Origin of the sequence: Bacillus cereus group sp. BfR-BA-01441 (assembly GCF_022663075.1) — a bacterium.
In the GTDB taxonomy this organism is placed as follows: Bacteria; Bacillota; Bacilli; order Bacillales; family Bacillaceae_G; genus Bacillus_A; species Bacillus_A cereus.
In genome coordinates, this window is record NZ_JAKUEU010000039.1 from 22575 (window position 1) to 48487 (window position 25913).

The window sequence follows — 25913 nt, forward strand, 5'->3', positions numbered from 1 at the left end:
TTCAATACCTTACGATAATATCTTATTACAACTTTCTAAATAAGTAAATAATAAGAAACTTATAGATTATCATAAGTTTTCTTTATGTTTCTAAATTTGAATAGCTTTCATACTCCTTATGAATACTATTATCATAAAGTAAAGTGCTCTATCAGCGGTTTACTTACAGTTCATACATACTATGAACTGCTCATCATTCAACATACAAAAAATGTTATAGAGGTGAAATAAAATGGGTAAAAGAAAAGCAAATCATACTATTTCAGGAATGAATGCTGCATCTGCACAAGGACAAGGAACTGGTTACAATGAAGAATTTGCAAACGAGCCTTTAACTCCAGCAGAGCGACAAAATAATAAGAAACGTAAAAAGAACCAGTAAAGAAAAATCCCAAAAGGTCTATTTTCCTTTTGGGATTTTTTCTAATGTTTATAACGTAGTAATTCCGAAACCGTTACAAATCGATAGCCCTGCTTTTTCAGCTCAGGTAAAATTTTTGCTAGTGCCGCTACCGTTTGACTACGATCATTTCCTCCATCATGTAACAATACAATATCGCCACTTTTAGCATTTTTCACTACATGATTTACAATGGATTCAACCCCTGGATTTGCCCAATCACGTGGATCTTGATGCCACGACCATAGAACAGTTTGATAACCAGCTTCTTTCGCTGTTTTAAATACAGCGTCGTTAATATATCCGCCAGGAGGACGGAATAACAAAGGTTCTTTCACCCATTTTTCAAAAAATTTCTTTCCATCTAAAATATCATTTTCTAATTTTTCATCTGATGAATTACTCGCATACAAATGATTCATCGTATGATTTCCAATTTCATGTCCCTCTTTTAACACTTGTTTCACTAAATATGGATTGCGCTGAACTCGAAATCCAATCATAAAAAATGTCGCTTCAGCCTTATATTGACGTAATAAATCTAAAACTTGTGGTGTATACGTTGGATCTGGTCCATCATCAAATGTAATTGCAATAATTTTTTCATTATTAGGTACTTCCCATGTTACATAACCAGTTGGTTCTAACTCTTTTCTGAGCAACATTTTCGCTTCCACTTTTTCCACTTGAAATATATGTACTGCACATAGCAAAGAAAAAACTAATAGAAAAATTTTCTGTTTTAGCATAACGTTTACTAAAGCAGCAAGGTTGTCGAATAAACAACAACCTCATTTACTTTTCTAATCGATCTACATTTCGCATTATATTTTGGAGATTATTTTCATATTGCTCAAGTTGTGGACGTTGTGTTTCTGAAGCTACCTCTAGTGCATTTTGAATTTGTTCATATGCTTCCTGAACCTCTTGGCGTAATTCTTTTAAATCATGACCGTAGTTTGGATCATTTTTCACAATGTTGTTAAATGCATTTTCTGCTTGTGTAACGCCTTGCTGCGCTGCTTGAAACGCTTGTTGTTTATCTTTATGATATGGCATTATATAATCCCCTTTCTGTAATAGTTAGTCCCAATTATCTTTACCTTTTTTTCTAAAAACATTCTCGTATAAATTTGCAAACTTCTCTCATTCTAAAGAGGAAGAGGAGGTGTCACATACAATGGGAAAAAACAATCGTGAAGCGAAAGAAAAAAAAGGACAACCTGAACCATTAAGCGGATCTCATAAAGTAAAAAACCGTAACCATTCACGCCAAAAACATCATGCGCATCATGATATGTAAAACAAAAAGTGCACACTAGCTATCTTTTCCACATACAATGTTTATATTTTTCCATTTATTCTTCACCCCTACTTCATTCATGCATAACATAGTATGAATTGAGATTTTACGGAGGGTGTCTTACATGGGCAAGAAAAAGAAGGATTGTCTTTTTCATGTTGATGGTTTCGAAGAATGGATGGATCAATTTTGTTCTGACTCTTGTAGTAACTTTAGTTTCCCAAATCAAATTCATATTGACCTTTGCGAAACGGAACAAGAATACATTTTGGAAACAGATGTACCAAATGTAACTGAACAAAATGTAGTCATTAAAAAGATGAAGACAGGCCTAACCATTTGCATACTTCATAATAATATTTCTTTACAGCGGATCATTCCTTTACCCGATAATATTATTTATAAGAAGATGCTAGCCTGCTTAGAAAATGGATATTTAGCCATTCATATTTCCAAAAATGAAGTTGCTGATAAGCATGAAAAGAAAGTTCTTTTTTCAAATTAAGAGTTAATATAATACGCACTAAGCCCCAGTTGGTTACTGGGGCTTATGTTATTTCGCATGCATTTCTATATTAGAATTTCTATCATATCTTTTTTTCGATAAACCTTTTGTAACTAAAAGCACAGGAAATGCCACAGTTGAAAATATAGCTAGTGCTGAAAATATTGCAAACCCATTTTGGTACCCGTAGTAATCGAGAAGTACTCCTCCAAACCACGGACCTATTACTGCTCCAATTCCCGAGAAACCCATCGCACCGAAGTATGTTCCTTTTAGATGCGCAACAGCAATATCATCAATAAATACATCCGTCATTGAAAACATTAAGACTTCTCCAATTGTAAAAATAATTGTACAGACGGCAGCACCTAGCATAGATTCTACTACTCCAAATCCAAACAATCCTCCGCTCACAAATAAAGTTCCAACCATAATGGATGCTAATGGTGTGTATTTTTTGCACATTTGAATAACAGGGTATTGGATAATCACTACAACAATTGCATTTAAAGCGAGCATATATGAGAATAGCTTCACTCCATCCTCAAATATATGTGCATTTGCAAAATATTGAGATACTGTCGTCGTTAAATGTGAAAAACCGCAATTACTCAAAATAATACCGACTAAAGCAACTAAAAATACTATATCTTTTCGCAATATACGCATTGCATTTAACATTGTAACAGGTTTTTCTGTACTCACTTTCTTTTTTTCCATTGGATACTTCTTAAATTGGAACGCTAATATAGCTGTATATAGAATATATACCCCAGCTGCTACTAAAAAAGGAATTGTTGATTTTGCACTTCCAATCTGTAATCCAACAATTGGTCCAATAGCAACTCCAACATTTATTGCACCGTATCGTAAGTTATAGACGAGTAACCGATACTCAGGCTTTGTTAAATCTGATAATAATGCTCTTGATGTTGGCTCAAAAAACGACCTACATAATCCATTTAAAGCGTTTAATAAAAAGAAACTTAAAACATGATCCGCAAGTGAAAAACCTATAAACACAAAAATCCAAACGATCATGGACCAGAGCATAATCGTTTTCCGGCCAAATCGATCTGATAAATTCCCTCCGATAAAACTAGCAAAAACACCAACAAGTGCACTCGTTCCGATAATAGCACCAGTCATTCCAGCTGATACACCTTTAACAGTCGTTAAATAAATCGCTAAAAAAGGGATACTCATTGAAGTTGCAAACCTAGCAAACAATGTCCCTAAAATAATACTCATTCCAAGCGGATGAATATGCTGTAACTTCCCCTTCATCGTTAAACCTACTCTCTCTATTTTCACAAAAAAAAGAAAGCAAAGGATCTGCTTTCTTTTCCTTTTTCTATACTTGAGCTGTTGATACCCGAGTTGTTCTCGTTATGTCCATATCAATTCCATATGTGAACTGTAATTCTTTACACACATCTTTAATTAAGATTGCGACATTATACTTTTCATTAAATTGTAAAACTATGTTTTCTACTTCTTCATATGTATACTTATATTCCCCTGTAATGACACTTTTTAGATCAAAGCATTCGTTAATACAAAGTTGTACAAGTAGCTGGTCATATTTCTCTATTACATCTTCTTTCTTCCAAAGTAACTCTTTTACATATAACCGATCAAACTTCACACTTTCTCGATTACAATCCGTTAAAATCCGGGTCATTTCATTTAATTCTCGATATAATTCAGAAATATTTCTGCTTAAACTAAGCAGTTTATCTACGCCGTTTTCATATAACATATTCATTCCACCCCCGCATTTTCTTTTTCTTATTATAGCAAGAAAATTCTAAAAATAGTTTCTTTCTTCTGAAATATTAGGAAACTAATTTCAATTGCTTTACAATGAAACTAGTTAATGCGAGAGGAGAAAGAAAATTGGAGCACAAATTATATTACACTGACGCTTATAAGCAAGACTTTACTACTAAAATTATAAAGCAAGATTATGATAAAGACGGTAACTTATACGTTGTTTTGAATGAAACAGCATTTTATCCGACAGGTGGCGGACAACCATATGATACTGGTACATTAAATGATATCAATGTAATCAATGTAGAAGAGATAAACGGAGAAATTCGTCATTACATTGCAGAACAATTACATACAGAAGACGTAGAAGGTAAAATCAATTGGGAGCGCCGTTTTGATCATATGCAGCAACATGCGGCTCAGCACATTTTATCTGCTGCCTTTTGGGACCATTTTAACATGCCTACAATTGGATTCCATCTTGGTAAAGAAACAGTAACAATTGATTTAGAAACAGAAAATCTTCATGCAGAAACGGTTGAAAAAGCAATACAAATTGCAAACAAAATTGTTTTTGAAAACCATCCAATCCGCATCCAGTGGATGAACTTAGAAGAAGCGAAAACGTTGCCCCTTCGTAAAGAACCGACTATGACAGAAAATATACGCGTTGTTATGATCGAAAACTTTGATTATAACGGCTGTGGCGGAACACACCCGAAACGTACTGGTGAAGTAGGTCCTATTCAAGTTCTTAGCTGGGAACGCAATAAAGGTGGCATACGACTAACGTTTATCGCTGGCTGGCGCACACTTAAATTAATAGGGCAGCAACAACAAATTATGAAGAATGTTTCCAAACAATTAAACAGTAGCGAAACTGATATTCCAACAAAAGTGGCGCAACTGCTTACTTCTCAAAAAGAAAACGAAAAAGCAATACAAACAATGAATGAAAAATTATTATTTGCAGAGGCAAATGAACTACTTCAACACCCTACGGAAATACATGCCGGCATACTTATTTCTAAAGTATTTACAAATCGTTCTATGCAAGAAATCGCAAAGCTTTCCGCTATTATTACAGAACAACAAGAGCATGCAATTACGTATTTCGTCATCGAAAATGATGACAAACTACAATGTATTCTCGCTTGCGGAAAATCAGTATCACTCGATATGAATGCTCTTTTAAAAGACGCTCTTCCTACAATCGAAGGAAAAGGTGGCGGAAATAAGAAGAGTGCTCGCGGTGGCGGGAAAGCAATTATGAGCGGAGATGAATTTTTAAATCAGCTTGTTTCTTCTTTACAGTCAGCAGTTTAAAACATGTTATGAAGGATAGCGAACGGCTATCCTTCCCCTATATTTACAGACCTATATTTTGTTTCAAACCTTGATAACTCCCTGCATTTACAAAACCTTCACTTATAAGATTGATAAAAGTTTCCGAAAAACCATAATGACTTAAATCTTTAATCGGCACCATTTGCACATCATGAATTGGATTATGATCAAACTCGTTAGAAGGTAGCATAATTTCACCTTCAATCCTTTTAAGCAAAAACGTTATATGTAATAAAGACGGGCGAGCATCTGGTTTATCACAAACATAGAGTAGCTTCTGAATGTTAACTTCTAACCCTGTCTCTTCTCTCATTTCTCGAATCATTGCTTCCTCTAACGTTTCGCCATTCTCTGCTCTTCCTCCAGGTAAAGACCAATTTCGATTAGCCACTTTTTGCTTTACTAGCAATACCTTTTCATCTTCAATTAAAATTCCTGTAACACGAACTTGCATTACATTTTCCATATGCAATCTCCTCTTCCCATTATATTTACAAATTAACCCTTCCATAAAAAGAACATATGTTTTATAATTAAAGAAAATTATGGAAGAAAGTAGTTGTTACATTCATGCGTCCACCTTTAACAAAGTCTATATCACTTGAAGATTTCCAAAACTATTATTGGTTAAAAGCAGAACTCCAAACATTTTGTCGTGAGAATGAGTTGCCAGCTAGTGGCTCTAAGATCGAAATAACCGAGCGTATCTCACATTATTTAACTACTGGTAAAATATTAAAAAACAGCTCTGTTCAAAAGGTGAGTAAAGCTTCCCTATCCTATAAAGACCTTTCTCTTCAAACGATTATTACTAACAATCACCGCTGTAGCGAAGATGTTCGTGCTTTTTTCAAAGAAAAAATCGGAACAAACTTTCGCTTTACAGTAGCTCTTCAAAAATTTTTCAAAGAGAATGTTGGAAAAACATATGAAGACGCGATAGCTTTTTGGCATGAAGAAAACGAACGAAAAAAAGACCCTACATACAAAACAACTATCGGTACACAATTTGAATACAATCGCTTTACTCGTGACTTTTTCGAAGATCCAAATAATAAAGGGAAAGCAAAAGCTGATGCGATTGCTGCTTGGAACGAAATGAAAGCGAAGCCTGGTAGCAATATTTATGTTCCTCAAAAAGTAGAAAACTAATTACCTCGCTAGTCTTCTACTTTCTCAAATAATAGCGCAATCCCTATCCCGCCTCCAATTCCTAATGTAGCAATTCCATATTTCATAGACTCTCTTTGTGCCTGATAAAACAAACGTGTTACAAGCATAGCACCAGATGCACCGTACGGATGACCGAGCGCAATTGCTCCACCATTTACATTTACTTTTTCGTACGGAATTTGTAACTCTTTTGCGCAAGCAACAACTTTTGAGGCGAATGCTTCATTTATTTCAAAATAATCGATGTCCTCTACTTTTACATTCATTTCGTTTAATAATTTGTTCACCGCAAATATCGGACCAGTCCCTGGAAGCTTGGGATCCACTCCCACTACAGCACTACGAACGAAACGAAGTACAGGCTTGTATCCTAATTTTCGGGCTTGCCCCTCTTCCATTACAAGAACGGCACATGCTCCATCATTTACACCACATGAATTCCCCGCCGTTACTGTACCATTTTGTAAAAATGCAGGTTTTGTTCTTTTAATCATTCGTTCATAATTCATTTCTAGCTTTATAGATTCATCTAATACTCCATTAAAAGACAATATTTCATCATATATAAATCCTTTTTCTAATGCTTGCAGTGTTCGTCTGTAACTGAGGCAAGCATACTCGTCTTGCATTTCTCTCGTGATGTTATAACGTTCTGCAACATATTCAGCCGCTACTCCCATGTCAGGATCACCAATTGTTTCAGGTGAAAATCGTGCTCTTTTTTGAAAAGGTGACGTACTTGTACTCTCTACTCCCCCGGCGATATAACACTTACCTGCCCCGCCTTGAATGAGATAACACGCAGTTCGAATTGCTTCTAAACCAGCACCACATTGCCGATCAATCGTTACACCAGGAATATGATAGCCAAGTCCCGCCTCTAAAGCAGATAGTCTCGCAACATTCCCTCCTGGCCCAACAACATTACCTAATATGACATCATCTATTTCCCTCTCAATCCCTTTACTTAAAAACGTAAGAAGCGGCGTTGTTAATTGCTGAACTTCATACTCTTTTAACATCCCATTCTTCTTACCAATAGGTGTTCTTTTCGCCTCTACAATGACTGCCCTATTCATATATTTTCTCCCGGTTTTCAATCATACTTTTTGCTTCCATACGAGCGATTTTCCCACTATTTGTATAAGGTATTCCATCTACAAAATGCCATTCTTTCGGTATTTTAAAAGAGGATAATCTCTGTAAGCAAAAACTCTTTAATTGTTGTTTCGTAGCACTTCCTTTTACGATCGCGACGGGCTTTTCACCCCAGTAACTATCTTTCACACCAATTACAACTATTTCATCAACAGCTGGGTGTTCATGTAATACACTTTCTATTTCTTCTGGATAAATATTGATTCCTCCAAATAAAATCATATTCTTCTCTCTACCAACAATATATATAAAGCCTTCTTCATCTTCATAGCCTACATCTCGCACTGTCATCCAACCTTCTGCATTCAACTCCCGTGTTAAAACCCCATCTATTATGTATCCCATAAAAAACTGATCACTTTTCACATAAACAGTTCCTATTTCACCTTTTTGTACTTCTTCGCCTGCTTCATTACATATTCGAACTTGCACATTATGACAAGGTTTTCCTACTGAATTTGGCCTTCTTTCGCTTTCTGCATCGACTAGTGCTGTTACAAAACTTAACTCTGATGCACCATAAAATTCATATCTTTTCGCATAAGGAAATATATTCTTTATTTTTTCTTTCGCTTCAGCTTCCCATTTCGCTCCTGACGAAATAATTTTCACTTTATTTTCTATTAATCTATTTTCTTTATATAAAGATTCAAGCATTGTCGGAACTGTATACATAACTGATATATTTTCAGTTTCTAACTTATCTAATACTTGATTTGGAAAGAACTTTCTCATAATGTGCACTGTTTGTCCTACATATAATGCACTTATTGCCCCGTATAAGAAAAGAGAATGAACGAGCGTCCCAGCTATTAAAATTGAATCCTCCCTTTTCATATGAAAGTCATGTACATTACAATCAAAACTATGAACCCACGATTGCTGTGCACGTAAAAATGCTTTTGCTGTTCCTGTTGATCCTGATGTAAATCCCATATAAAAAGGAGCATGTTGTACACTTTCTACAGTGGAATATGTAGGAAGATATTTCTCTATCATTCTTTTCCACTCATCAATTTCAATTACTCTTCCTTCTTCATCCAATAGATCATTCACCTTATATCGTTCTGTCACAATCATATCCGGATTACTAATTTCAATTCTTTCTCTGAGCTCATCTTGTTTCCACTTTATATCTAACGGAACACAAACCCACCCGGCCATAGCGGCACCAGAAAATAGTTGTAAAAACTCTATATGATTTTCTAATAGGATTGCTATCGTTTTATTCTTCGATTTTTTTTCATTTAACCAGCTTGCTACTTTACAAACTGATTCAAACCACTCTTTATATGTTAAAACTCTATCATTTTCCTTTATCGCTATTTTATTTGGTTGTAAAGAGGCATGCTTTTTATATTCTTTTGTAATCCCCATATGAGACGTCCTTTCTTTACAATAATAATAAAAAGAAACACGCAATTAACGTGTTTCTTCCCTTTATCATCCCGCATTTGTATATTTTCCATTCTTTAAAGCGGGCGTAATAATATGTTTCAATGAACGATGTAATTTTGTTACGAGAACTGCCGCAATAATTGCTTTTATACAATCCCCTGGTAAAAACACAGCACTCACTTTCATTGTCTCCCATACAGAAACATCCATTAAGAACGCTTGTACAGTAATACCAAATACATAAACTACGAAAATACCACCAATTATATTAATACATAATACTTTTATAATAGAAACTTCACGTAAACGCTCAATTAAATAACCAATAACAAACGCCCCAATGATGTAACCAAGTAAATATCCTGCACTTGGTCCAACAAATACACCAAGGCCACCGCGTCCACCAGCAAGCAATGGTGCTCCAACTCCTACAATAAGTAAGAAAATAAGCTGACTTAACGCACCTAGACGTGATCCTAACAACCCACCCGCAAGCATAACACCGAGTGATTGCAATGTAATTGGAACTGGTGTAATAGAAAGAGCAATCGGAGGTATTAACCCTAACACTCCCATAATAGAACTAAATAAAGCGACAAAAACTAAGTTTTTTGTATTCATATTTGCTTCTCCTATTTGTAAACTTAAAATTTATTTTAGGTAACATATCACAAAAATCATATTATCTTTCCATTCTTCTTTTGTCAACCATTAATGTATTAGAGTTTACAAATAGAAGTTCACTTATTTCTCTCTATGCAAATGCTCCAGTTCTTTCCGAAGCGCCTGTTTTAAAAACTTCCCAACAGATGTTTTCGGTATTTCTTCCATAAAGACAATATCGTCTGGCAACCACCACTTCGCAAACTGTGGTTTTAAAAACTCATATATTTCTTCTTTTGTAACCGTACTATTTTTCTTTTGAACAACGCAGGCAATTGGTCGCTCTTGCCACTGAGGGTGAGGAACTGCAACGACAGCCGCTTCAAATATAGCATCATGTGCCATTAAAGCATTTTCAAGATCGACCGAAGAAATCCATTCTCCCCCGCTTTTAATAACATCCTTCGTACGGTCAACAATTTTCACGCAACCTTCCTCATCCACTGTGACAACATCACCAGTATATAACCATCCATCGCGAAAACCTTCGACAGTACGATCATCGTTATAATAGCTTTCAGCGATCCAAGGTGCTCGTAAACATAGTTCTCCCATCTCCGTACCGTCCCACTTCACTTCACCATTTGTACCGACTACTTTCATCTCTACACCAGGGACAAGATACCCTTGCTTTGATCTAATTTCTAATTGCTCTTCATACGATAATTCTGTTTCATAACTTTTTAAACGTGCAAGTGTTACGAGTGGGCTTGTTTCGGTCATACCATATGCATGGATGAAAGGAACATTGTGTTTCTGTTCAAATGCTTTAATAACACTTTTCGGTGCGGCTGCACCACCACATAGTATTCTCGTCATACTAGATAAATCATAACTATTATTTTCTAACTCTTGTAATACACCGAGCCAAATTGTCGGCACACCGGCAGCTAACGTCACTTTTTCAGATTGGATCATTTCTAATAAAATTTTCGGCGTAAACATCGGTCCTGGAAGAACTTGTTTTGATCCAAACCAAGTAGCAGCGAAAGGAAGTCCCCAAGCATTCACATGGAACATCGGTACAATTGCCATCGCCGCGTCACTTTCCGATAAAGCAGCTGTATCCGCTAAACCGAGTGCCATGCAATGCAGTACAGTACTACGATGCGTATATACAACACCTTTCGGATTTCCTGTAGTCGCTGACGTATAACACATACCAGCTGGTGTATTTTCATCAATATCTTTTACAAATTGGAAATTGGGATCGCCTTCTTCTAATAGCTTTTCATAATGATATACAGGCTTCAGCGTAGTGTTTGGGAGTTCATCTTTATCAGTCATAATAATGTAAGCTTGTACAGTTGATAATTGTGATTGAATATTTTCAACAAGCGGTACGAGATCTTCATCTATAAGTAGAATTCGGTCTTCTGCGTGCTGAATAATGTATGAAATATGTTGAGGAGATAAACGAATATTAATTGTGTGTAAAACGGAAGCAATACCAGGAATAGCAAAATACGCCTCCACATGTCGATGATGATTCCACGCTAACGTTCCTACACGTTCGCCTTCCTTAATCCCAAGCTTTTTTAACGCACTAGAAAGTCTTCTCGTCCTTTCTCCTAGCTGCTTATACGTTAATGTCGTAATGGTATCATGTGTACGAGAAACAATTTCTTTCTTTGAGAATAACTTTTCTGCTCTTTCCATCATAGAACTAATTGTTAGCGGTACATTCATCATCATATTGGTTACATCCCCCTTTAAAGCGTTTTCATTTTTTCGTTTATTATAACAGACTTCCGCAAATGATTACGACATTTTTCTGTATTTTCTGAATTATTTCTTTGGAAATAATTCAGAACGATAAACTATCTACCTTTTTTCTTACTTTCTTTTTCAGTTTAAAAATAAAACGATTACTGTATTCCTTATTTTCTACTAAAATTCGATATATCTCCCATACTCCTAACACACGAACAAAAAGATAAACTCCGATTTGTTGTTATCAAAATAAAAAAACTCCTTGATTTATTTAAAGGAGTTTTTCAATGTAAGATATTTCATTGATTCATATATCCTTCTCTAGATATACAATATCTTTTTGTATCGCGATTCTTACCTTTAATAAACATATCCTTCTGAATTGTATATTTGTACTCCATATTCAAACGTTTCATTAATTTTTCAGATGCTTCATTTTCTGAATCACATCCCGCTTCAATACTATTAAGATGCAACTCATGAAAACCATAGTAGAAAAAAGCTAATGCAGCCTCCGTGGCTAATCCTCTTCCCCAATATTTTCGAGATAAGGCGTATGCAATTTCTGCTGTATGTGTGACCAAATCATATTTTATAAATCCACACGTGCCTATAAGTTTTTTCTCCTCTTTTAATACAATTCCAAGAGGTGCTACTTGCCCTTCATTATATTGCCCCACAATCTCTTCTACATAGTTATATGTGTCACATAACGATCGATGAGCATCCCATACAGTAAAAGTTGTCATCTCTTTATCTGTAGCATACTCATATATATGTAAACTATCACTCATATTCATTTTCCTTAACATAAGTCGTTTCGTATACAACGTTGGATATGACCATTTCTCAATGATCATAACGGCTTCTGCTTAAACTTTTCATAATGTCGTACTTTTAATAGAAGGATATTCCCACAATCTGTACAAATATACGCATCCACCGGTGAAGATGTGAACATCGTTTCCTTTTTCCGTATTTGTGCATATCCGACAAACTCACCTTCTCCTATGTTTTGAGAACCACAATTAGAGCATGTCTGCACGGTTTTTTGTTTCATGAGAGCACCACCTTTAATCTGTTTCCACTCCCTTCGACAGCTCACTTCCATTTCCCTTCCAAAAAAACTCTTATTTTCTCACATTTCAACAGGAATCTCAAAACAAAAATCGTATATGTACTATGAAATATATTTATTAACGGAGGAATTTTATGACTACTGTTATGACACTCGATATAGCAACAGAAATTGAAAATGCAGAAATTGACATGCTCTCTTCTAGATTAGAGAGACTACAAACAATAAGCGGAAACCCAATGCAAGTGCAAATGAAAAAATTCGGTAGCGCCACTGCCTTTTCATCAAAAATAATTGCTGGTCCTGCTTTTAATACAGTAAAAGGTATTACAAATGCAGATGCGATTGATGCAATCATTTCTTATTATGAATCACTACAAATCCCTTGTCGTTTTGAAATTACCCCAGCACAAGGTACAACTGAATTATTTCAATACTTATCTCAAAAAGGGTTTTATCAATCTAGCTTCCATACTGCTTTGTATAGTATACCGAGAGAGGGTTCATCACTTCTTCCTTCTAATATTACAATACGAAAACTAAAAGAAAATGAGTTTGATATTTTTGCAGACATTTATGTACGTGGATTTAATATGCCATCCTTTACAAAAGATAGCGTGCGCCAAAATAATGAAATTCTTTACAATGAACCAGGGTGGCATTTTTTCATAGCTGAAGTTCAAAATATCCCTGCTGGTATTGGTGTCCTGTATATAAATAAGGGTGTCGCATCATTAGCTGCTTCTGCTACTTTGCCAGAATTTCAGCGTAAAGGCTGTCATACTGCATTAATTCAAAAACGAATTAAGACAGCTATTGAATCCAATTGTACTTTAATAGTTGGACAAGCAAGGTTCGGTAGCGGCAGTCAAAATAACATGGAACGTGCTCACATGAAAATCGCTTATACAAAATCAATATGGACCGCAAAAGACATATTATAATTTACTTTATTTCTCCTTCCGTTACATTTTTAAACATTTTATGACAATTCCTTTTCTATCCTATTAATCATTTGAATATTCAAACTAGATTTGTTACGATATTACTAGATACATCATTCAACTTGCAATATGAAAAGAGAATTCTAATCAAACTACAAGGAGGAGAAATGTATGACTAAACATGATCATGGTTTAAAAGAAAAAGTAGAAGGTGCCATTGATAAGGTAAAAGGTGAAGTAAAAGAAGTTGTTGGGAAAGTAACTGACAATAAGAAATTACAAGCTGAAGGAAAATGGGATAAGGTGAAAGGCACTGCTAAAGATACAGTTGGTAATGTGAAAGAAAAAGTACATGAATATAAGGAACATAAGAAAGAAAAATAAAAAAGAGCCCATCGGCTCTTTTTTTATTTCCCTTCATTTTTCTCTAACACGTATAAATCTTCTTCCATATTCGTTAATTTCTCACTTACAAGCTTTCTTGCATCTCCAATTGCTTGATTGTATGCAAATGGTCCAACTAATTTAATCATTTCTTCTATTAAACGCTCTGCTTGGAAACGTCCAATTTCATCTAGATCTTCTTCCATGAAAAATTGCTGAATTTGTGCTACAAGCTCTTCTTTTTTATCATTTGGTATTTTTATATTCATCATCGTTGTTACTCCTCTATATTTAAGATAATATCTTCCTTAACTCTACCATAGAAAAACGATTACCAGGACAGCTTTTTGTAACTCCTTCTAACTCCCTATGACCTAGTATATTTTCTTTCTTTATAGCAAATTGCTTCATAAACATTTTGCATAAAGAATATAATGCATTCACTTGCGGGGGAGTGGGATCGTATTTATCGAAATTTCCCGTCATACATATTCCAATTGTATGACGGTTATGGTCTTTCGCGTGCGCTCCAATATGTAAACCTCGCCCTTCCACTACAGTTCCATCCTTTTCGATAAAATAGTTGTAACCAATTCCGCTCCACCCCCTTACAGTTTGATGAAATTCATGCGTTTTATACACGTCCCATCCATCTTCAGCTGTATGGTGAATAATCAGTTTGTTTACTTTTTCTAAAGGAACTAATTCATCTTGAAATGTTAGATTGACACGTTTAATTTCCATTTGAACTGCCTCCTCTTAAAAATCAATCATAATAATCGTTTTATCATCTGGCCTTATTCTCTTTTCCGCTTCTAGCTCTTCAATAATTGCTATATATTCGTTTATACTATTCTTTCTTATATATGCAACAGTTTGTTCTAATGACCAATCTGGGTGAAATAACCCGTCTGAACAAATAAAAATCCCACTCACTTCATCTGTATGTAATTCACCATGTTGTAAATAATGTATCGCTTCTTTCATTCCATTTGCAACTGAATAACCATTTGGCATATTTGCAAGATAACGATTGTATTTTAACTGTTCTCGAACATCTTGAAAAACATATTCTTCTGGTACAGATAACCCTTTTTTACGATCTTCTTCCCTCTTCTTTTTTGCTCTTTTACTAATTCCTTCAACTGTGTCTTTCGTTAATACTTGCATCGTTCCATTTTGAAAAGTTGCGACAATCATACAGTCCCCAAGCTGCGCATATTCAATTTTCTCACCAACTATTTGGACTGCCGCGATACATGTGCACCACAAATGCTCTTTTTTTCTCGTGTCTACTTCATATTCTAACATTTTGCTTTGCAATGCTTCATTTGCTTTGGCAACTGCAAATTGTAAACTATGATTCTCTCGTAATGCAGTAAAATAACTTGCAAATAAATGCGAAGCGATGTATGCTCCATTATGTCCCTTTTCATCACGAAACGGGACAAGTGGTGTTGCACCGTCACATACACCATAAATCTTTTTTTCTTTATTACAAAAATAAGAATCCTCACATTCTTGCTTCAACGGGCTTTTCTGTTGATATGTTTTTATCTTCACAACTGTATCCCCTTTCAAATGATAAAATACTCAAATTCTTTTGATTAATCTAATTTACCTAAATAAACTGTTTTTACCCAAAACTTTCAATATCATATATAATCTTGAAATAATATGAATTTTTCAGTGAAGGACGGGAAAGAAATGGTCAGATTCCTTGGTGTTATTATCGGTTCTATTATTATTGCGGTTGCCTTTAATCTTTTCCTTATCCCCCACAAAATTTTAAGTAGTGGAATTGGCGGAATTGCTATTATTTTAGGGATTGTAACCCCTGTAAACACAGGCATTATTAACTTTGTATTAAACTTACCTATCCTTATTTTAGGGTACATAGGTCTTGGAAAAAAAGTAATTTTTAACACAGTTGTCTCTGTAGTTGTATTATCTGTTGCATTATACTACGTTCCAGTAAAAGTCGTAGCAACAGATCCATTGTTATCTTCTATCTTCGGAGGTGTAATCGCTGGAGCTGGTATTGGTCTTGTTTTTAACTGTAATGGATCCACTGGTGGATTTGATATTATCGGTATGCTTTTATCCCGCAAGCGAGACATTAAACTTGGCGGATTCCTTATTATTTTAAATGCAGTCGTTGTAATAATCGCAGGATTCTTCTTCACCTGGGATGTTGCACTTACAAGCTTACTTTCAATTTATGTAACTGGTAAAGTAATTGATGCTGTTCATACAAAACATCGTAAAGTTACACTTATGATTGTAACAAATGAAGCAGAAAAAATGAAAAAACAACTTCTTTCAACTGTTGTACGTGGAATAACGTTACTTGATGGCGAAGGTGCTTATTCAAGCGAGAAAAAGCGTGTACTTATGACCGTCGTTTCTCGTGAAGAATTAGCAAGTATGAAACTAACAATTTCTGAAATCGACCCGAATGCATTCGTTAATATTACAGAAACTGTAGAAGTGTTAGGACTTTTCAGAAGAAGTTAAAGACTAGGTGGGAATCCACCTAGTCTTTATTTTGCATAAATTCAATTCGGTTTCCAAATGGATCTGACACGTAAAATCGAATTACATCTGGCCGTGCATAATCATCAATCACTTTAACACCTTGCTCTATAAGTGTTTGCTTAAATTCATTAATTTCATTCACATAAAAAGCTGGATGAGCCTTTTTAGCTGGTGTAAAGTTCCGCTCGACACCAATATGGATTTCTTGATTTCCGCATTTAAACCAACATCCACCTCGTTTTTTCAACTCTTCTGGCTTTGGAATTTCTTCCATACCAATCGTATTCCCATAAAAATCACGCGCCTCTTCTTCACACCCTACAGGTGCAGCTACTTGCACGTGATCAATCCCTTGAATATAATTTTTCATTTTCTCTCCCCCTCCTCTACCCTAATGTTATACGGAAAACAGCCGTCTGTAACTTACAAAAGGTTTATAAAACAAGATAAGCTCCCCTTATTACCATCCTGCATTCACCTTGCAAAAAATAAAAAAAACAAAATTTATTCTATAACTTCCATTTTTTATAGAAATACACATTACATCTATATTATAGTTATGAATAGACAAATCTTTTTAGATGCTATTTGTACGGAGGAACTATTATGAGTCGTAAAAAATATTCACCAACTCAAAACAAACGTCATCCGAACATTTCTAGACGTTTGCGAAACCATATACAAGATCGTTCATTAACAGAAATGTACGCATCTCTGTTCGAACACAATCCTGATAGTATTATTTCATTAAATTTAGAAGGAGTTATTCTACATATAAATCCTTCTGCCGAAAGAATATTAGGTTACACTTCTTTAGAATTAGAACAGAAAAATATTACCTCTATTTTAGAAGCCCATATTTCTGAGCAAGTATTACAAAATATAAAGAATACTGAAGCGGATAATCAACAAGAGTATATCTTATCTATTTATCATAAAAATGGATTCTTATTAGATGTTGTGACAAAACTAGTTCCTATTTTTGTTCAAAATCGTCTTACTGGCGTATATGCTATTATGAAGCCGCTTGAAAAATCAGAAAGAATTGAGAATATGCTAAAAGAAAGTGAGAAGAGATTACGTACATTAGTAAACTCCATGCCTGCGTTTGTTATTTTTAAAGATCATGAAGGGCGCTGGCTTGAGGCAAATGATTACGCACTTTCTTGCTTCAATTTCCATCATGTACCTTACCACGGGAAAAAAGATAGCGAACTCATTCAATATAATGAAGCATACCGAGAAGCTTTTTTACATTGTGAAGAAATCGATGAACTAGCATGGCAACAAAGACAAATTCTTCATGGCGAGGAATTTATTATACATAGAGATGATTTCGATCTAATCTTAAGTATATCAAAAGTTCCGCTTTATCATCCTGATGGTTCTCGCAAAGGTCTTATCGTGATGGGGAGAGATGTTACTGAGCTAAAAGAAACTGAAAAGTTACTACGAAAATCAGAGAAGCTCGCAGTAGTCGGACAACTGACAGCTGGAATTGCCCATGAAATTCGAAATCCACTCACTTCTCTAAAAGGTTTTCTAACGTTGCTCCTCCCTGAAATAAGTGAGGAGCAGAAATGGTATATCGATGTTATGTTAAGTGAGATTTCACAAATGGAATCCATCACGAGTCAATTTATGGCGATGTCTAAGCCACAAGTATTATCTATCCAAACTTGTAACATACAAACTTTAATTGAAGAGGTAGTTACATTTATTTTACCGACTGCAATTATGCATAGCGTTCATATCATCATGGATCATTTTGATTACGTATATGATATTCAATGTGACGGTAACCAATTAAAACAAGTTTTTATAAACATATTAAAAAATGCGATAGAAGCAATGCCAAATGGCGGAAATATTTTCATCCAAACAAAACCATTAGAGGATAATTTCATCTTAATACGAATTATCGATGAAGGTTGCGGCATTCCTGAAGATCGTATCTCCCGTCTAGGCGAACCTTTTTATAGTTTAAAAGAAAAAGGCACAGGACTAGGATTAATGATGTGTTACAAAATAATTGAAGAACATCATGGTAGATTACACATTTCAAGCGAATTAAATAAAGGTACGATTGTTGATATTGAGCTACCACTTTCTTCATCTCATCTTGCAATCCAGTCTTAAATAAAAAAGAAGCATCTGCTAATCGTTAGCAGATGCTTCTTTTTTAAAATGCTTTGTCATACCACTCTTTTGCTTTTTCTACTTCACCCATCGTTAATTGATGCCCTCGATTTTCCCAATGCATTGTTATATTCGCATTTGCATTTTCTAATAGTACCTTCAATTCCTCTGACTCTGCTGATGAACAAATTGGGTCATTTGTCCCAGCAGCAATAAACACAGATTTCCCTGCTAAATTTGCTAATTGAATTCCTCTTCTTGGTACCATTGGGTGATGAAGCACAGCACCTTTCAATGCATTTTCGTAATGGAATAATAAGCTTGCTGCGATATTTGCCCCATTCGAATAACCGATAGCTACAATGTTATTTCTATCGAATTTATATTCTTTAGCCGCTTCATCTAAAAATTCATTTAATTCCTTCGTACGGAAAATTAAATCCTCTTCATCAAAAATGCCCTCTGCTAATCGGCGGAAGAAACGCGGCATCCCATTCTCTAACACATTTCCCCTAACGCTTAATACCGACGCTTCCGGATCAATTATTTCTGCAAGTGGTAGTAAATCTAATTCATTACCACCTGTGCCATGAAGTAATAACAACACTGGTTTTGACGTATCTTTTCCTTTTTGAAAAACATGTTTCATCATAATCCTGTTCCCCCTCCAATCACTTTAATCTAAATTTCTCACTTCAAATGGTAAAAGCGTTTGTTCAATCTGTTTTCTATGTTGTTCATATTGTTCCGGTAACTTTAATTCCTCACCCATCGTCTCTAACGATTCATCATGAGCGAAACCAGGAGGATCTGTTGCAATTTCAAATAAGATTTCACCATGTTCTCTAAAATAAATCGCGTTAAAATAATTTCGATCTTGTACAGGAGTTACGTGATATCCAAAACGCGACACATACTCTTTCCAGTCTAGCTGATCAGCATCATCACTCGCTCTCCAGGCAATATGATGAACTGTGCCAACGCCCATTTGGCCACGACCGATTGTTGATAATTTCAAATCAATAATATTTCCAATGTCAGCAGAAGAACGGAATCGAACAAATTCGCCCTCTTCTCCAATTTTTTCAAGACCCATAATATGTTCTAACAATTCAGCTGTTTTTTGAGGCTGTGCAGATAAAAGAACAGCACCTCCAAACCCTTTAATTGCTACTTCTGGTGTAACTTCTCCAAAACTCCAATTGTTTAATTCGCCTGCTTCTCTTTCAACTAATTCTATATGCAAACCATGCGGATCATCAAATTCTAAATACTGCTCTCCAAAACGAGTCATTTTTGTATACGAAACATCGAATTTTTCTAATCTATTTTCCCAAAACTCCATTGTACCTTTTGGTACAACGTAAGACGTAATTCCTACTTGACCGTCCCCAATAATACCTTGACGAGCACCTGCCCATGGGAAAAACGTAATAATTGTTCCAGGCTTTCCTCCTTCATTTCCAAAATAAAGATGGTACGTACCTGGATCATCAAAATTCACTGTTTGTTTCACTAAACGTAACCCTAATACACCAGCATAAAAGTCTACATTTTCTTGTGGATGCCCTACAATCGCTGTAATGTGATGGATTCCCATTGTTTTCTTTTCCATTTCTTCCACTCCTTTTTTATTTCATTATAAAAATTCTTTTACATTTAAATTCATTATTCATTTTGTCCATGCTACAAAGTAAAATCCGTTATAATAATTTTATCTCGAATTCGAGATATTAATTACAAAATTACACATTAGCGTCTAACTTATCGGGATTATCTCGATTTCAAGATAGTTTCCAAAAAACATTTACTCACTCTAAAATCATAATAAAACTTGATTTAGAATGTCATTTATCTCAACCTCAATACTTATTATAAGTTACTTACTTTTCTTTGTCAATAAGTTACTTATTTCATTTAAAAAGAAAAGAGAGTAAACGTTATTCACCGTCTACTCTCTTTTCAAATCATTTCGTTTCTTCTTCCAGTACTGCTTCCATCTCATTAAATTCACGATGAACTGCCTTAACGGGTTCTTTCGTTAATAAACTTACAACGATAACAGTTAATAAACTACAGAAGAATCCAGGTACCATTTCATACATAATTGCTTTTAAACTTGGAATTTGTACCCATGCTATAACAACTACTGCACCGACAATCATACCAGCAAGAACGCCCCATTTGTTCGTTCTCTTCCAATATAAACTTAATAAAATAGCGGGTCCAAATGCTGAACCAAATCCTGCCCAAGCATAACCTACAAGTGTTAAAATTGTATCACTTGGATGATACGCTAAAACAACTGCTATCATAGCCACTACTAATACTGATAATCTACCGATAAATACAAGTTCTTTGTCACTTGCGTTACGACGGAAAAATGTTTTATAAAAGTCTTCCGTTACTGCACTTGAAATAACAAGTAATTGTGAGGAAATACTACTCATAATCGAAGCCAAAATAGCTGATAATAAAAATCCTGTAATGTATGGATGGAATAAAATATTTGAGAATGTTACAAAGACCATTTCTGGGTCTTGTAATATCGCATTATTTTTAGCATAATAGGCGATACCAATTAGACCAGTAAGCATTGCACCTATAATTGAAATCGTCATCCAACCGATACCGATTCTACGAGAAGTTTTTAAATCTTTAATAGAGGTAATTGCCATAAAGCGGACAATAATATGTGGTTGACCAAAATATCCAAGGCCCCATGCTAAAAAGGAAATAATCCCTAATACTGTAGTCCCTTTAAACATATCCAAATGCGATGCATCGACTTGCTTAATCGTATTAAATGTTTCTGTTACACCACCGACATCCGTAAAAGCAACAATTGGCACTAATACAAGCGCAATAAACATAATACAACCTTGCACAAAGTCCGTCCAACTTACGGCTAGAAAGCCACCGAATAGTGTATACGCAACAACGACACCCACTGTTACAAATAAACCAATTTTATAATCAAGGTTAAAAGAATTTTCAAACAAACGTCCACCTGAAACTAAACCAGCCGACGCATAAAATGTGAAAAATACTAAAATGACGATAGCGGAGACAAAACGAAGTATTTTCGTACGATCTTTAAACCGATTCTCTAAAAAGTCTGGAATCGTAATTGAATCATTTGCCACTTCTGTATACGTTCGTAAACGCGGGGCAATGATTAAATAGTTTGCATACGCACCTATTAATAAACCTATCGCAATCCATACACTTGATAATCCTGTTGCATACATCGCACCAGGTAATCCCATTAGCATCCAACCACTCATGTCAGAAGCACCAGCTGATAAAGCTGTAACTGCTGGACCGAGTCCCCTCCCGCCTAACATATAATCTGATAAATCGGATGTCTTCTTATAAGACCAATATCCGATATACAACATACCTGCCATATAAATAGCAAGCGATACCATAATTTCAATCTTCACCAAATCTCTCCCTTAGTCCATAAGCCATTCAAAATTTCGAAAAATGACTTTTTCTATTTTCTTGTTTTCGCTTATGGTTCCCTACCTTAACAAACATTTTTTGTTCTTTCAAGTGAACGAGCACTTTTTATTACATGTGAAAACCTTTATAAACGCCTTTATCCCAGTGGATTACAATGATTTTTTAAGGAATTAAAGTAATAATATTCAGAAAATTAAACGGTGTTTTTTCACACCTTATTTTCATTCGTTTACCCGATAAATTTTAAAAGAAAAAAGCCATACAAATGTATGACTTTTAGCTTATTGACGTCTCAATTTTCTCTTTCTCTACATATACTTTACGAAATTTCATATAACATCCAATACGCCAAGGTACTATATAACAAACCGCAAGAGTGTAGAAAAGAATGCCGATTGACTTTGGATCTAGACCTTGTAAATGTCTTCTAAAATAAGCACGTAAAAGAACGATAACTAAAAATGTAGCAATAAAAGCGATACTTTTTTTTGCATAAATTTGACCATCTTCTCTGACTTCATACCCACTTAAAATAATAAGTGGAATTGACAATAGCAGTCCGATCCCAGCAGCTATACAAATTTGCCAACCAGCAAGTTGTATCGGTGCTGCGTATAAAGAAAAACCTGGTAATAAGAAAAATAATGGCAATAGTAGTCGTCTTCCTTTATTATTAATTGGTCGATTCATAGAGCGCATGCGTCTAAATATAACGAGCCCTATGACGAGTAAAAAAATTGTAATACTGTAAGAACCTTGTTGCAAGTGAATCTCTCCCTAAAAATAGTCATTTTTAAAAATACTTCCCTATTATACTCCTAATTTTTCCAAAAATATGATTATTCCTTAAAAAAATCTTACATATCAAATATACTTTTAGGTTTGATTTACTATAGGAAACAATTCCGAAAGAGGAACTACTCTCCCCACCTCGTCTTTAAACACAATATGCTCTCTAGTTAAATGGCGCGGGCTCTTCACTCCCGCCGCTGCCGCTAATGAAAATAAACTATATCTCATACTAATAATATAATTCATGACTCGCCACTTCTTCTCATACGGATCTAACGCTTTTTGATAATGCGGATTCGTCGTGGCTACACCAGATGGACATTGGCCAGAATTACATTGAAGGGCCATAATACAGCCGCTTGCCATCATAAATCCGCGGGCTGAACTTACAGCATCCGCCCCAATCGCTAAAGCAATCGCTACTTTATCTGGTGTGATTAATTTACCCGATGCAAATACTTTAAACTTGTTACGAACACCATAATGGTTTGCTGTATCAATAAATGTAAGTAATGCTGGAATAAGCGGCAGTCCCATACAATCTGCCATCGATTTATACGTTGCCCCTGACCCGCCTTCTGAACCGTCTATTGTAATAAAATCTGGATAAATGTTTAGTTCTTTCATTGTTTTTATTAAATCTTCCAAAGGCTTCTGCTGACCAATTACAATTTTCATTCCAACTGGTTTACCGCCGCTTTCTTGCAACTGTTGAATAAAATAAAGTGTATCCGCTGCATTCTTTAAAAATGAAAATCGATTCGGTGAATTAATCGTCTCTCCCTTTCGGACGTTGCGAACAAACGCAATTTTCTCATTTACTTTTTGCCCCTCTAAATGACCACCACGTATTTTAGCACCTTGCCCAAATTTCAATTCGAATGCTCTAATATTACTTTCTTTCACTTTCTCCATGAATTTTCCCATTGAAAAATTACCGTCTTCATCACGGTATCCAAATAACCCTGGACCAATTTGCGCAACGATATTCGCTCCTGTATGTAAATGTTCTGGAATAACGCCACCTTCACCCGTATTAATCCACGACCCGCCTGCCATTTTTGCTCCAAGACCACTCGCTAAAATATAATTTTCTCCAATCGCACCATAAGAAGTCGCAGATGCACCAAACATGCCATGTAGCTTCCACGGATATTTACGGTTCTCACCGACTATAATTGCATCATCTTCTTCGTACAGCCAAAGATTCGTTGTATCCGCTGTCAATTTTTCTCTTCTTGAAAATAACCCTTCTTTATGAATCACGTACTTTTTACCTTCTCGCTCTTGCGTGAGATTCACACTTAATTCCTCCGTTAATATCGGAAATAATGTATTAGCAATATAATATCCAGAAGCTTCAAAATCTCGTTTTGATCCAAAACCAAGTATTTCAGAGCGATATTTCGCTAAAAACATAACACTTTGAAAATCATAACGTGAGAAAGGCTTTCCATCCGTATCATGATCAAACCAATATTGTCGAAATTCAGGCCCTATCTTTTCCAGTAAGTAGCGCATTCTTCCTAAGTACGGATGTAATTTTAAAATAGAATGATGTGTTCGTTTTTTTATAAAAAATGTAATGATAAAAAAGACGATTAAAAGCAACATTAAAAATAGTAATATACTAATAATAACGAGTAGCGTTTCACTCATCCCGCTTCCCCCTATGAAATTCCATAATAAAAAGAGAACACTAGATGTGTTCTCCTTTTATCTTTATTCATACTAACGTAACAAGATGCTCTTTCGCGTCATATTCAACTAAACTTTCAGCGTGTTTAATTCGATGAACAAAGTCTGGATTAGCAATTAACGGTCTTCCGAATGCCGCTACATCAATCGTTCCTTCTTGCAACGCTTCTTCGGCCTCTTTCGGATTTAAATTACCAACCCCAACAATCGTACCATCCCAATATTTTCTTACTAGTTGATGAAAATTCTTTCCGTCAGCAATCTCTTGGGTATAATTCATCGTTGAAGGATGGATCATCGTTAATCCAACCTCTTTAAACATATTTATGAACGTTTCAATTGCAAACTCAGGGTTTTCCCACATATAAGTAGGATTATCACCTTTGAAAGCAGAGAAACGAAGAAGTGTTTTATTAGCTCCAACAGCTTCTATTACAGCTGCCGTTACTTCTTTCATAAACGTTAACCTTTGTTTTAAATCACCGCCATATTTATCTGTTCGCTTATTCGCAAACTCATACGTAAATTGATCGATTAAATATCCGTGTGCACCGTGAATTTCTACTCCATCAAATCCAGCTTCGATCGCATTTTTCGCAGCTTGTGCGTATTGATCGATCACTTCTTGTATTTCTTCTAACGTCATTGCTTCTGGCATATCAAACGGTTTACGAAAGCGTGGAACATTTCCCTCTGCAGCGATAGCCGACGGCGCTTGTGGCATTTGACCACCAATTATTTCATGATGACTCATACGCCCAACATGCCATATTTGAGCAATAATCGTCCCGCCTTCTTTATGTACTGCCTCTGTAACAGGTTTCCAAGAATCGATTTGTTCTTGTGTATAAATACCTGGTACTCCTGGGTTTCCTTTTGCTCTCGGACTAATGACAATTCCTTCTGTAATAATTAGTCCAATTCCATCCGCAGCACGTTTTCTGTAGTACTCCACTACATCCGCACCAACTACTCCAGTCTCATTATCTGCAAAGCATCTTGTCATCGGTGCCATCGCTATACGATTACGAAGAGACCAAGCTCCAACTTGAATTGGATCAAACAACTTTGTTTCTTCAACGTTTTCAAAAAATCCCCCAGCATTTACATTTGTTCCTTCATAAATACTCGCTGCTTTATTACTTGAACTTGTCATTTTTCTTCCCCCTAAAAAATCTTACTATAATCGCATCATACTTACTTTTAGATAGTAACGTCAATTTTTACGACTTTAAAATAAAAAATTCGAATATTCAAAAAAACAAAACGCTATAAATAATATTAAAAAGGTTTCCTTAGGAGGAAACCTTTTTTGTTGACCATATATGGCTGTCAATTCGTTTATCTCTTTAATAAAAAAGCACCTTATCAATAGAAGTGAAAATGGTTCAGTATTCTTCTAAAAATAATAACTTATATACCTAAAACAATGAAAG

30 protein-coding genes and 1 pseudogene are annotated in these 25913 nt (G+C 35.3%); 9 read left to right on the forward strand and 22 right to left on the reverse strand.

The features are described 5' to 3' along the window. Positions 1–232 precede the first annotated feature (232 nt). Positions 233–382, forward strand: a complete 150-nt coding sequence (gene sspO / locus MR107_RS17105) for an acid-soluble spore protein SspO (RefSeq protein WP_000518057.1) — start codon at positions 233–235, stop codon at positions 380–382. A gap of 41 nt (positions 383–423) precedes the next feature. Here the strand turns inward: sspO and pdaB are convergent, their stop codons facing one another. Both pdaB and MR107_RS17115 read right to left on the reverse strand, forming a co-directional pair. Next, complete coding sequence (pdaB, locus tag MR107_RS17110; RefSeq protein WP_061665781.1) at positions 424–1149, reverse strand: polysaccharide deacetylase family sporulation protein PdaB; 726 nt, start codon at positions 1147–1149, stop codon at positions 424–426. 46 nt (positions 1150–1195) lie between these two features. Continuing rightward, the gene (locus MR107_RS17115; RefSeq protein ID WP_001146296.1) at positions 1196–1459 is read right to left on the reverse strand and encodes a hypothetical protein; all 264 of its coding nucleotides are present in this window, start codon (positions 1457–1459) and stop codon (positions 1196–1198) included. 121 nt (positions 1460–1580) lie between these two features. Between MR107_RS17115 and MR107_RS17120 the strand changes: the two genes are divergently transcribed. Together MR107_RS17120 and MR107_RS17125 are read left to right on the forward strand one after the other, a co-directional pair. Further along, positions 1581–1703 (forward strand): small acid-soluble spore protein P, encoded by a 123-nt coding sequence (locus tag MR107_RS17120; protein ID WP_000517649.1) that lies wholly within the window; start codon positions 1581–1583, stop codon positions 1701–1703. A gap of 124 nt (positions 1704–1827) precedes the next feature. Further along, complete coding sequence (locus tag MR107_RS17125) at positions 1828–2208, forward strand: Hsp20/alpha crystallin family protein (protein WP_000516748.1); 381 nt, start codon at positions 1828–1830, stop codon at positions 2206–2208. A 48-nt stretch (positions 2209–2256) separates the two neighbouring features. Here MR107_RS17125 and MR107_RS17130 read toward each other — a convergent pair whose 3' ends face one another. Next, complete coding sequence (locus MR107_RS17130; RefSeq protein WP_000676811.1) at positions 2257–3495, reverse strand: MDR family MFS transporter; 1239 nt, start codon at positions 3493–3495, stop codon at positions 2257–2259. 67 nt (positions 3496–3562) lie between these two features. After that, positions 3563–3970, reverse strand: a complete 408-nt coding sequence (locus MR107_RS17135; protein ID WP_000965149.1) for a hypothetical protein — start codon at positions 3968–3970, stop codon at positions 3563–3565. 137 nt (positions 3971–4107) lie between these two features. On the opposite strand from MR107_RS17135, the gene MR107_RS17140 reads away from it, so the two are divergent. After that, positions 4108–5310, forward strand: coding sequence for an alanyl-tRNA editing protein (locus MR107_RS17140; RefSeq protein WP_162900596.1), 1203 nt, complete (start codon positions 4108–4110; stop codon positions 5308–5310). A gap of 43 nt (positions 5311–5353) precedes the next feature. Here the strand turns inward: MR107_RS17140 and MR107_RS17145 are convergent, their stop codons facing one another. Beyond that, positions 5354–5797, reverse strand: a complete 444-nt coding sequence (locus MR107_RS17145; RefSeq protein ID WP_000432568.1) for an NUDIX hydrolase — start codon at positions 5795–5797, stop codon at positions 5354–5356. A 104-nt stretch (positions 5798–5901) separates the two neighbouring features. Here MR107_RS17145 and MR107_RS17150 point away from each other — a divergent pair, with 104 nt between their 5' ends. Further along, complete coding sequence (locus MR107_RS17150) at positions 5902–6483, forward strand: DUF6434 domain-containing protein (RefSeq protein WP_001247746.1); 582 nt, start codon at positions 5902–5904, stop codon at positions 6481–6483. An 8-nt stretch (positions 6484–6491) separates the two neighbouring features. On the opposite strand, the gene MR107_RS17155 is transcribed toward MR107_RS17150, so the two are convergent. The 7 genes and pseudogenes from MR107_RS17155 to MR107_RS17185 form a co-directional block, all read right to left on the reverse strand. Next, positions 6492–7583, reverse strand: coding sequence for an acetyl-CoA C-acyltransferase (locus MR107_RS17155; RefSeq protein WP_001078009.1), 1092 nt, complete (start codon positions 7581–7583; stop codon positions 6492–6494). Beyond that, the gene (locus MR107_RS17160) at positions 7576–9039 is read right to left on the reverse strand and encodes an acyl-CoA synthetase (protein ID WP_242292562.1); all 1464 of its coding nucleotides are present in this window, start codon (positions 9037–9039) and stop codon (positions 7576–7578) included. Before MR107_RS17160 ends, MR107_RS17155 begins: the two co-directional genes overlap by 8 nt. 66 nt (positions 9040–9105) lie before the next feature. Beyond that, complete coding sequence (locus MR107_RS17165; RefSeq protein ID WP_001093334.1) at positions 9106–9681, reverse strand: biotin transporter BioY; 576 nt, start codon at positions 9679–9681, stop codon at positions 9106–9108. A 123-nt stretch (positions 9682–9804) separates the two neighbouring features. After that, a complete protein-coding gene (locus tag MR107_RS17170) occupies positions 9805–11418 on the reverse strand; it encodes a long-chain fatty acid--CoA ligase (protein WP_000980172.1) in 1614 nt (537 codons plus the stop codon). A 112-nt stretch (positions 11419–11530) separates the two neighbouring features. Next, positions 11531–11671, reverse strand: a pseudogene (locus MR107_RS17175) (helix-turn-helix domain-containing protein); the annotation flags it as partial. A gap of 64 nt (positions 11672–11735) precedes the next feature. Next, entirely contained in the window at positions 11736–12296 is a 561-nt protein-coding gene (locus MR107_RS17180; RefSeq protein ID WP_000582845.1) for a GNAT family N-acetyltransferase, read from the reverse strand. Beyond that, positions 12293–12496: a hypothetical protein gene (locus MR107_RS17185; protein ID WP_000810948.1), complete on the reverse strand. Its 204-nt coding sequence runs from the start codon at positions 12494–12496 to the stop codon at positions 12293–12295. Before MR107_RS17185 ends, MR107_RS17180 begins: the two co-directional genes overlap by 4 nt. A gap of 152 nt (positions 12497–12648) precedes the next feature. Here MR107_RS17185 and MR107_RS17190 point away from each other — a divergent pair, with 152 nt between their 5' ends. Both MR107_RS17190 and MR107_RS17195 read left to right on the forward strand, forming a co-directional pair. After that, positions 12649–13458, forward strand: a complete 810-nt coding sequence (locus MR107_RS17190) for a GNAT family N-acetyltransferase (protein WP_000214343.1) — start codon at positions 12649–12651, stop codon at positions 13456–13458. A gap of 171 nt (positions 13459–13629) precedes the next feature. Further along, positions 13630–13842: a CsbD family protein gene (locus MR107_RS17195; protein WP_000160410.1), complete on the forward strand. Its 213-nt coding sequence runs from the start codon at positions 13630–13632 to the stop codon at positions 13840–13842. Positions 13843–13865: 23 nt separating this feature from the next. Here MR107_RS17195 and MR107_RS17200 read toward each other — a convergent pair whose 3' ends face one another. Genes MR107_RS17200 through MR107_RS17210 form a run of 3 tightly spaced genes read right to left on the reverse strand, consistent with a single transcriptional unit; the run spans position 13866 to position 15423 of the window. Continuing rightward, positions 13866–14114 (reverse strand): DUF2164 domain-containing protein, encoded by a 249-nt coding sequence (locus MR107_RS17200; RefSeq protein WP_000981066.1) that lies wholly within the window; start codon positions 14112–14114, stop codon positions 13866–13868. Between the two features lie 19 nt (positions 14115–14133). Then, positions 14134–14586, reverse strand: a complete 453-nt coding sequence (locus MR107_RS17205) for a peptidoglycan recognition protein family protein (protein ID WP_000404002.1) — start codon at positions 14584–14586, stop codon at positions 14134–14136. Positions 14587–14601: 15 nt separating this feature from the next. Beyond that, on the reverse strand, positions 14602–15423 hold the full coding sequence (locus MR107_RS17210; RefSeq protein ID WP_002041632.1) for a protein phosphatase 2C domain-containing protein: 822 nt from the start codon (positions 15421–15423) through the stop codon (positions 14602–14604). Positions 15424–15549: 126 nt separating this feature from the next. On the opposite strand from MR107_RS17210, the gene MR107_RS17215 reads away from it, so the two are divergent. Further along, on the forward strand, positions 15550–16359 hold the full coding sequence (locus MR107_RS17215; protein ID WP_000251344.1) for a YitT family protein: 810 nt from the start codon (positions 15550–15552) through the stop codon (positions 16357–16359). A gap of 19 nt (positions 16360–16378) precedes the next feature. Here the strand turns inward: MR107_RS17215 and MR107_RS17220 are convergent, their stop codons facing one another. Next, positions 16379–16750 carry a VOC family protein gene (locus MR107_RS17220; RefSeq protein ID WP_000800772.1) on the reverse strand — a complete coding sequence of 124 codons (372 nt, stop codon included), beginning with the start codon at positions 16748–16750 and terminating at the stop codon, positions 16379–16381. A 236-nt stretch (positions 16751–16986) separates the two neighbouring features. Here MR107_RS17220 and MR107_RS17225 point away from each other — a divergent pair, with 236 nt between their 5' ends. After that, positions 16987–18519, forward strand: coding sequence for a BA3702 family sensor histidine kinase (locus MR107_RS17225; protein WP_000087662.1), 1533 nt, complete (start codon positions 16987–16989; stop codon positions 18517–18519). A 43-nt stretch (positions 18520–18562) separates the two neighbouring features. On the opposite strand, the gene MR107_RS17230 is transcribed toward MR107_RS17225, so the two are convergent. From MR107_RS17230 to MR107_RS17255, 6 genes are all read right to left on the reverse strand, one after another. Next, positions 18563–19171 carry an alpha/beta hydrolase gene (locus MR107_RS17230; protein ID WP_242292563.1) on the reverse strand — a complete coding sequence of 203 codons (609 nt, stop codon included), beginning with the start codon at positions 19169–19171 and terminating at the stop codon, positions 18563–18565. A gap of 24 nt (positions 19172–19195) precedes the next feature. Then, complete coding sequence (locus MR107_RS17235; RefSeq protein WP_000412739.1) at positions 19196–20134, reverse strand: ring-cleaving dioxygenase; 939 nt, start codon at positions 20132–20134, stop codon at positions 19196–19198. Positions 20135–20486: 352 nt separating this feature from the next. Next, positions 20487–21965 (reverse strand): sodium/proline symporter PutP, encoded by a 1479-nt coding sequence (gene putP / locus MR107_RS17240; RefSeq protein WP_000687595.1) that lies wholly within the window; start codon positions 21963–21965, stop codon positions 20487–20489. A 298-nt stretch (positions 21966–22263) separates the two neighbouring features. Further along, entirely contained in the window at positions 22264–22752 is a 489-nt protein-coding gene (locus MR107_RS17245) for a CcdC family protein (RefSeq protein ID WP_001183921.1), read from the reverse strand. A gap of 111 nt (positions 22753–22863) precedes the next feature. Further along, on the reverse strand, positions 22864–24438 hold the full coding sequence (locus tag MR107_RS17250) for an FMN-binding glutamate synthase family protein (protein WP_000005167.1): 1575 nt from the start codon (positions 24436–24438) through the stop codon (positions 22864–22866). A 67-nt stretch (positions 24439–24505) separates the two neighbouring features. Then, complete coding sequence (locus tag MR107_RS17255; RefSeq protein ID WP_000204580.1) at positions 24506–25633, reverse strand: alkene reductase; 1128 nt, start codon at positions 25631–25633, stop codon at positions 24506–24508. Positions 25634–25913 lie beyond the last annotated feature (280 nt).

Bases quoted from the DNA above. Each gene is read 5' to 3' on its own strand.
- sspO (WP_000518057.1), top strand. From the start codon at position 233: ATGGGTAAAAGAAAAGCAAATCATACTATTTCAGGAATGAATGCTGCA.
- pdaB (WP_061665781.1), bottom strand. From the start codon at position 1,149: ATGCTAAAACAGAAAATTTTTCTATTAGTTTTTTCTTTGCTATGTGCA.
- MR107_RS17115 (WP_001146296.1), bottom strand. From the start codon at position 1,459: ATGCCATATCATAAAGATAAACAACAAGCGTTTCAAGCAGCGCAGCAA.
- MR107_RS17120 (WP_000517649.1), top strand. From the start codon at position 1,581: ATGGGAAAAAACAATCGTGAAGCGAAAGAAAAAAAAGGACAACCTGAA.
- MR107_RS17125 (WP_000516748.1), top strand. From the start codon at position 1,828: ATGGGCAAGAAAAAGAAGGATTGTCTTTTTCATGTTGATGGTTTCGAA.
- MR107_RS17130 (WP_000676811.1), bottom strand. From the start codon at position 3,495: ATGAAGGGGAAGTTACAGCATATTCATCCGCTTGGAATGAGTATTATT.
- MR107_RS17135 (WP_000965149.1), bottom strand. From the start codon at position 3,970: ATGTTATATGAAAACGGCGTAGATAAACTGCTTAGTTTAAGCAGAAAT.
- MR107_RS17145 (WP_000432568.1), bottom strand. From the start codon at position 5,797: ATGGAAAATGTAATGCAAGTTCGTGTTACAGGAATTTTAATTGAAGAT.
- MR107_RS17150 (WP_001247746.1), top strand. From the start codon at position 5,902: ATGCGTCCACCTTTAACAAAGTCTATATCACTTGAAGATTTCCAAAAC.
- MR107_RS17155 (WP_001078009.1), bottom strand. From the start codon at position 7,583: ATGAATAGGGCAGTCATTGTAGAGGCGAAAAGAACACCTATTGGTAAG.
- MR107_RS17160 (WP_242292562.1), bottom strand. From the start codon at position 9,039: ATGGGGATTACAAAAGAATATAAAAAGCATGCCTCTTTACAACCAAAT.
- MR107_RS17165 (WP_001093334.1), bottom strand. From the start codon at position 9,681: ATGAATACAAAAAACTTAGTTTTTGTCGCTTTATTTAGTTCTATTATG.
- MR107_RS17170 (WP_000980172.1), bottom strand. From the start codon at position 11,418: ATGATGATGAATGTACCGCTAACAATTAGTTCTATGATGGAAAGAGCA.
- MR107_RS17180 (WP_000582845.1), bottom strand. From the start codon at position 12,296: ATGATCATTGAGAAATGGTCATATCCAACGTTGTATACGAAACGACTT.
- MR107_RS17185 (WP_000810948.1), bottom strand. From the start codon at position 12,496: ATGAAACAAAAAACCGTGCAGACATGCTCTAATTGTGGTTCTCAAAAC.
- MR107_RS17190 (WP_000214343.1), top strand. From the start codon at position 12,649: ATGACTACTGTTATGACACTCGATATAGCAACAGAAATTGAAAATGCA.
- MR107_RS17195 (WP_000160410.1), top strand. From the start codon at position 13,630: ATGACTAAACATGATCATGGTTTAAAAGAAAAAGTAGAAGGTGCCATT.
- MR107_RS17200 (WP_000981066.1), bottom strand. From the start codon at position 14,114: ATGATGAATATAAAAATACCAAATGATAAAAAAGAAGAGCTTGTAGCA.
- MR107_RS17205 (WP_000404002.1), bottom strand. From the start codon at position 14,586: ATGGAAATTAAACGTGTCAATCTAACATTTCAAGATGAATTAGTTCCT.
- MR107_RS17215 (WP_000251344.1), top strand. From the start codon at position 15,550: ATGGTCAGATTCCTTGGTGTTATTATCGGTTCTATTATTATTGCGGTT.
- MR107_RS17220 (WP_000800772.1), bottom strand. From the start codon at position 16,750: ATGAAAAATTATATTCAAGGGATTGATCACGTGCAAGTAGCTGCACCT.
- MR107_RS17225 (WP_000087662.1), top strand. From the start codon at position 16,987: ATGAGTCGTAAAAAATATTCACCAACTCAAAACAAACGTCATCCGAAC.
- MR107_RS17230 (WP_242292563.1), bottom strand. From the start codon at position 19,171: ATGATGAAACATGTTTTTCAAAAAGGAAAAGATACGTCAAAACCAGTG.
- MR107_RS17235 (WP_000412739.1), bottom strand. From the start codon at position 20,134: ATGGAAAAGAAAACAATGGGAATCCATCACATTACAGCGATTGTAGGG.
- MR107_RS17250 (WP_000005167.1), bottom strand. From the start codon at position 24,438: ATGAGTGAAACGCTACTCGTTATTATTAGTATATTACTATTTTTAATG.
- MR107_RS17255 (WP_000204580.1), bottom strand. From the start codon at position 25,633: ATGACAAGTTCAAGTAATAAAGCAGCGAGTATTTATGAAGGAACAAAT.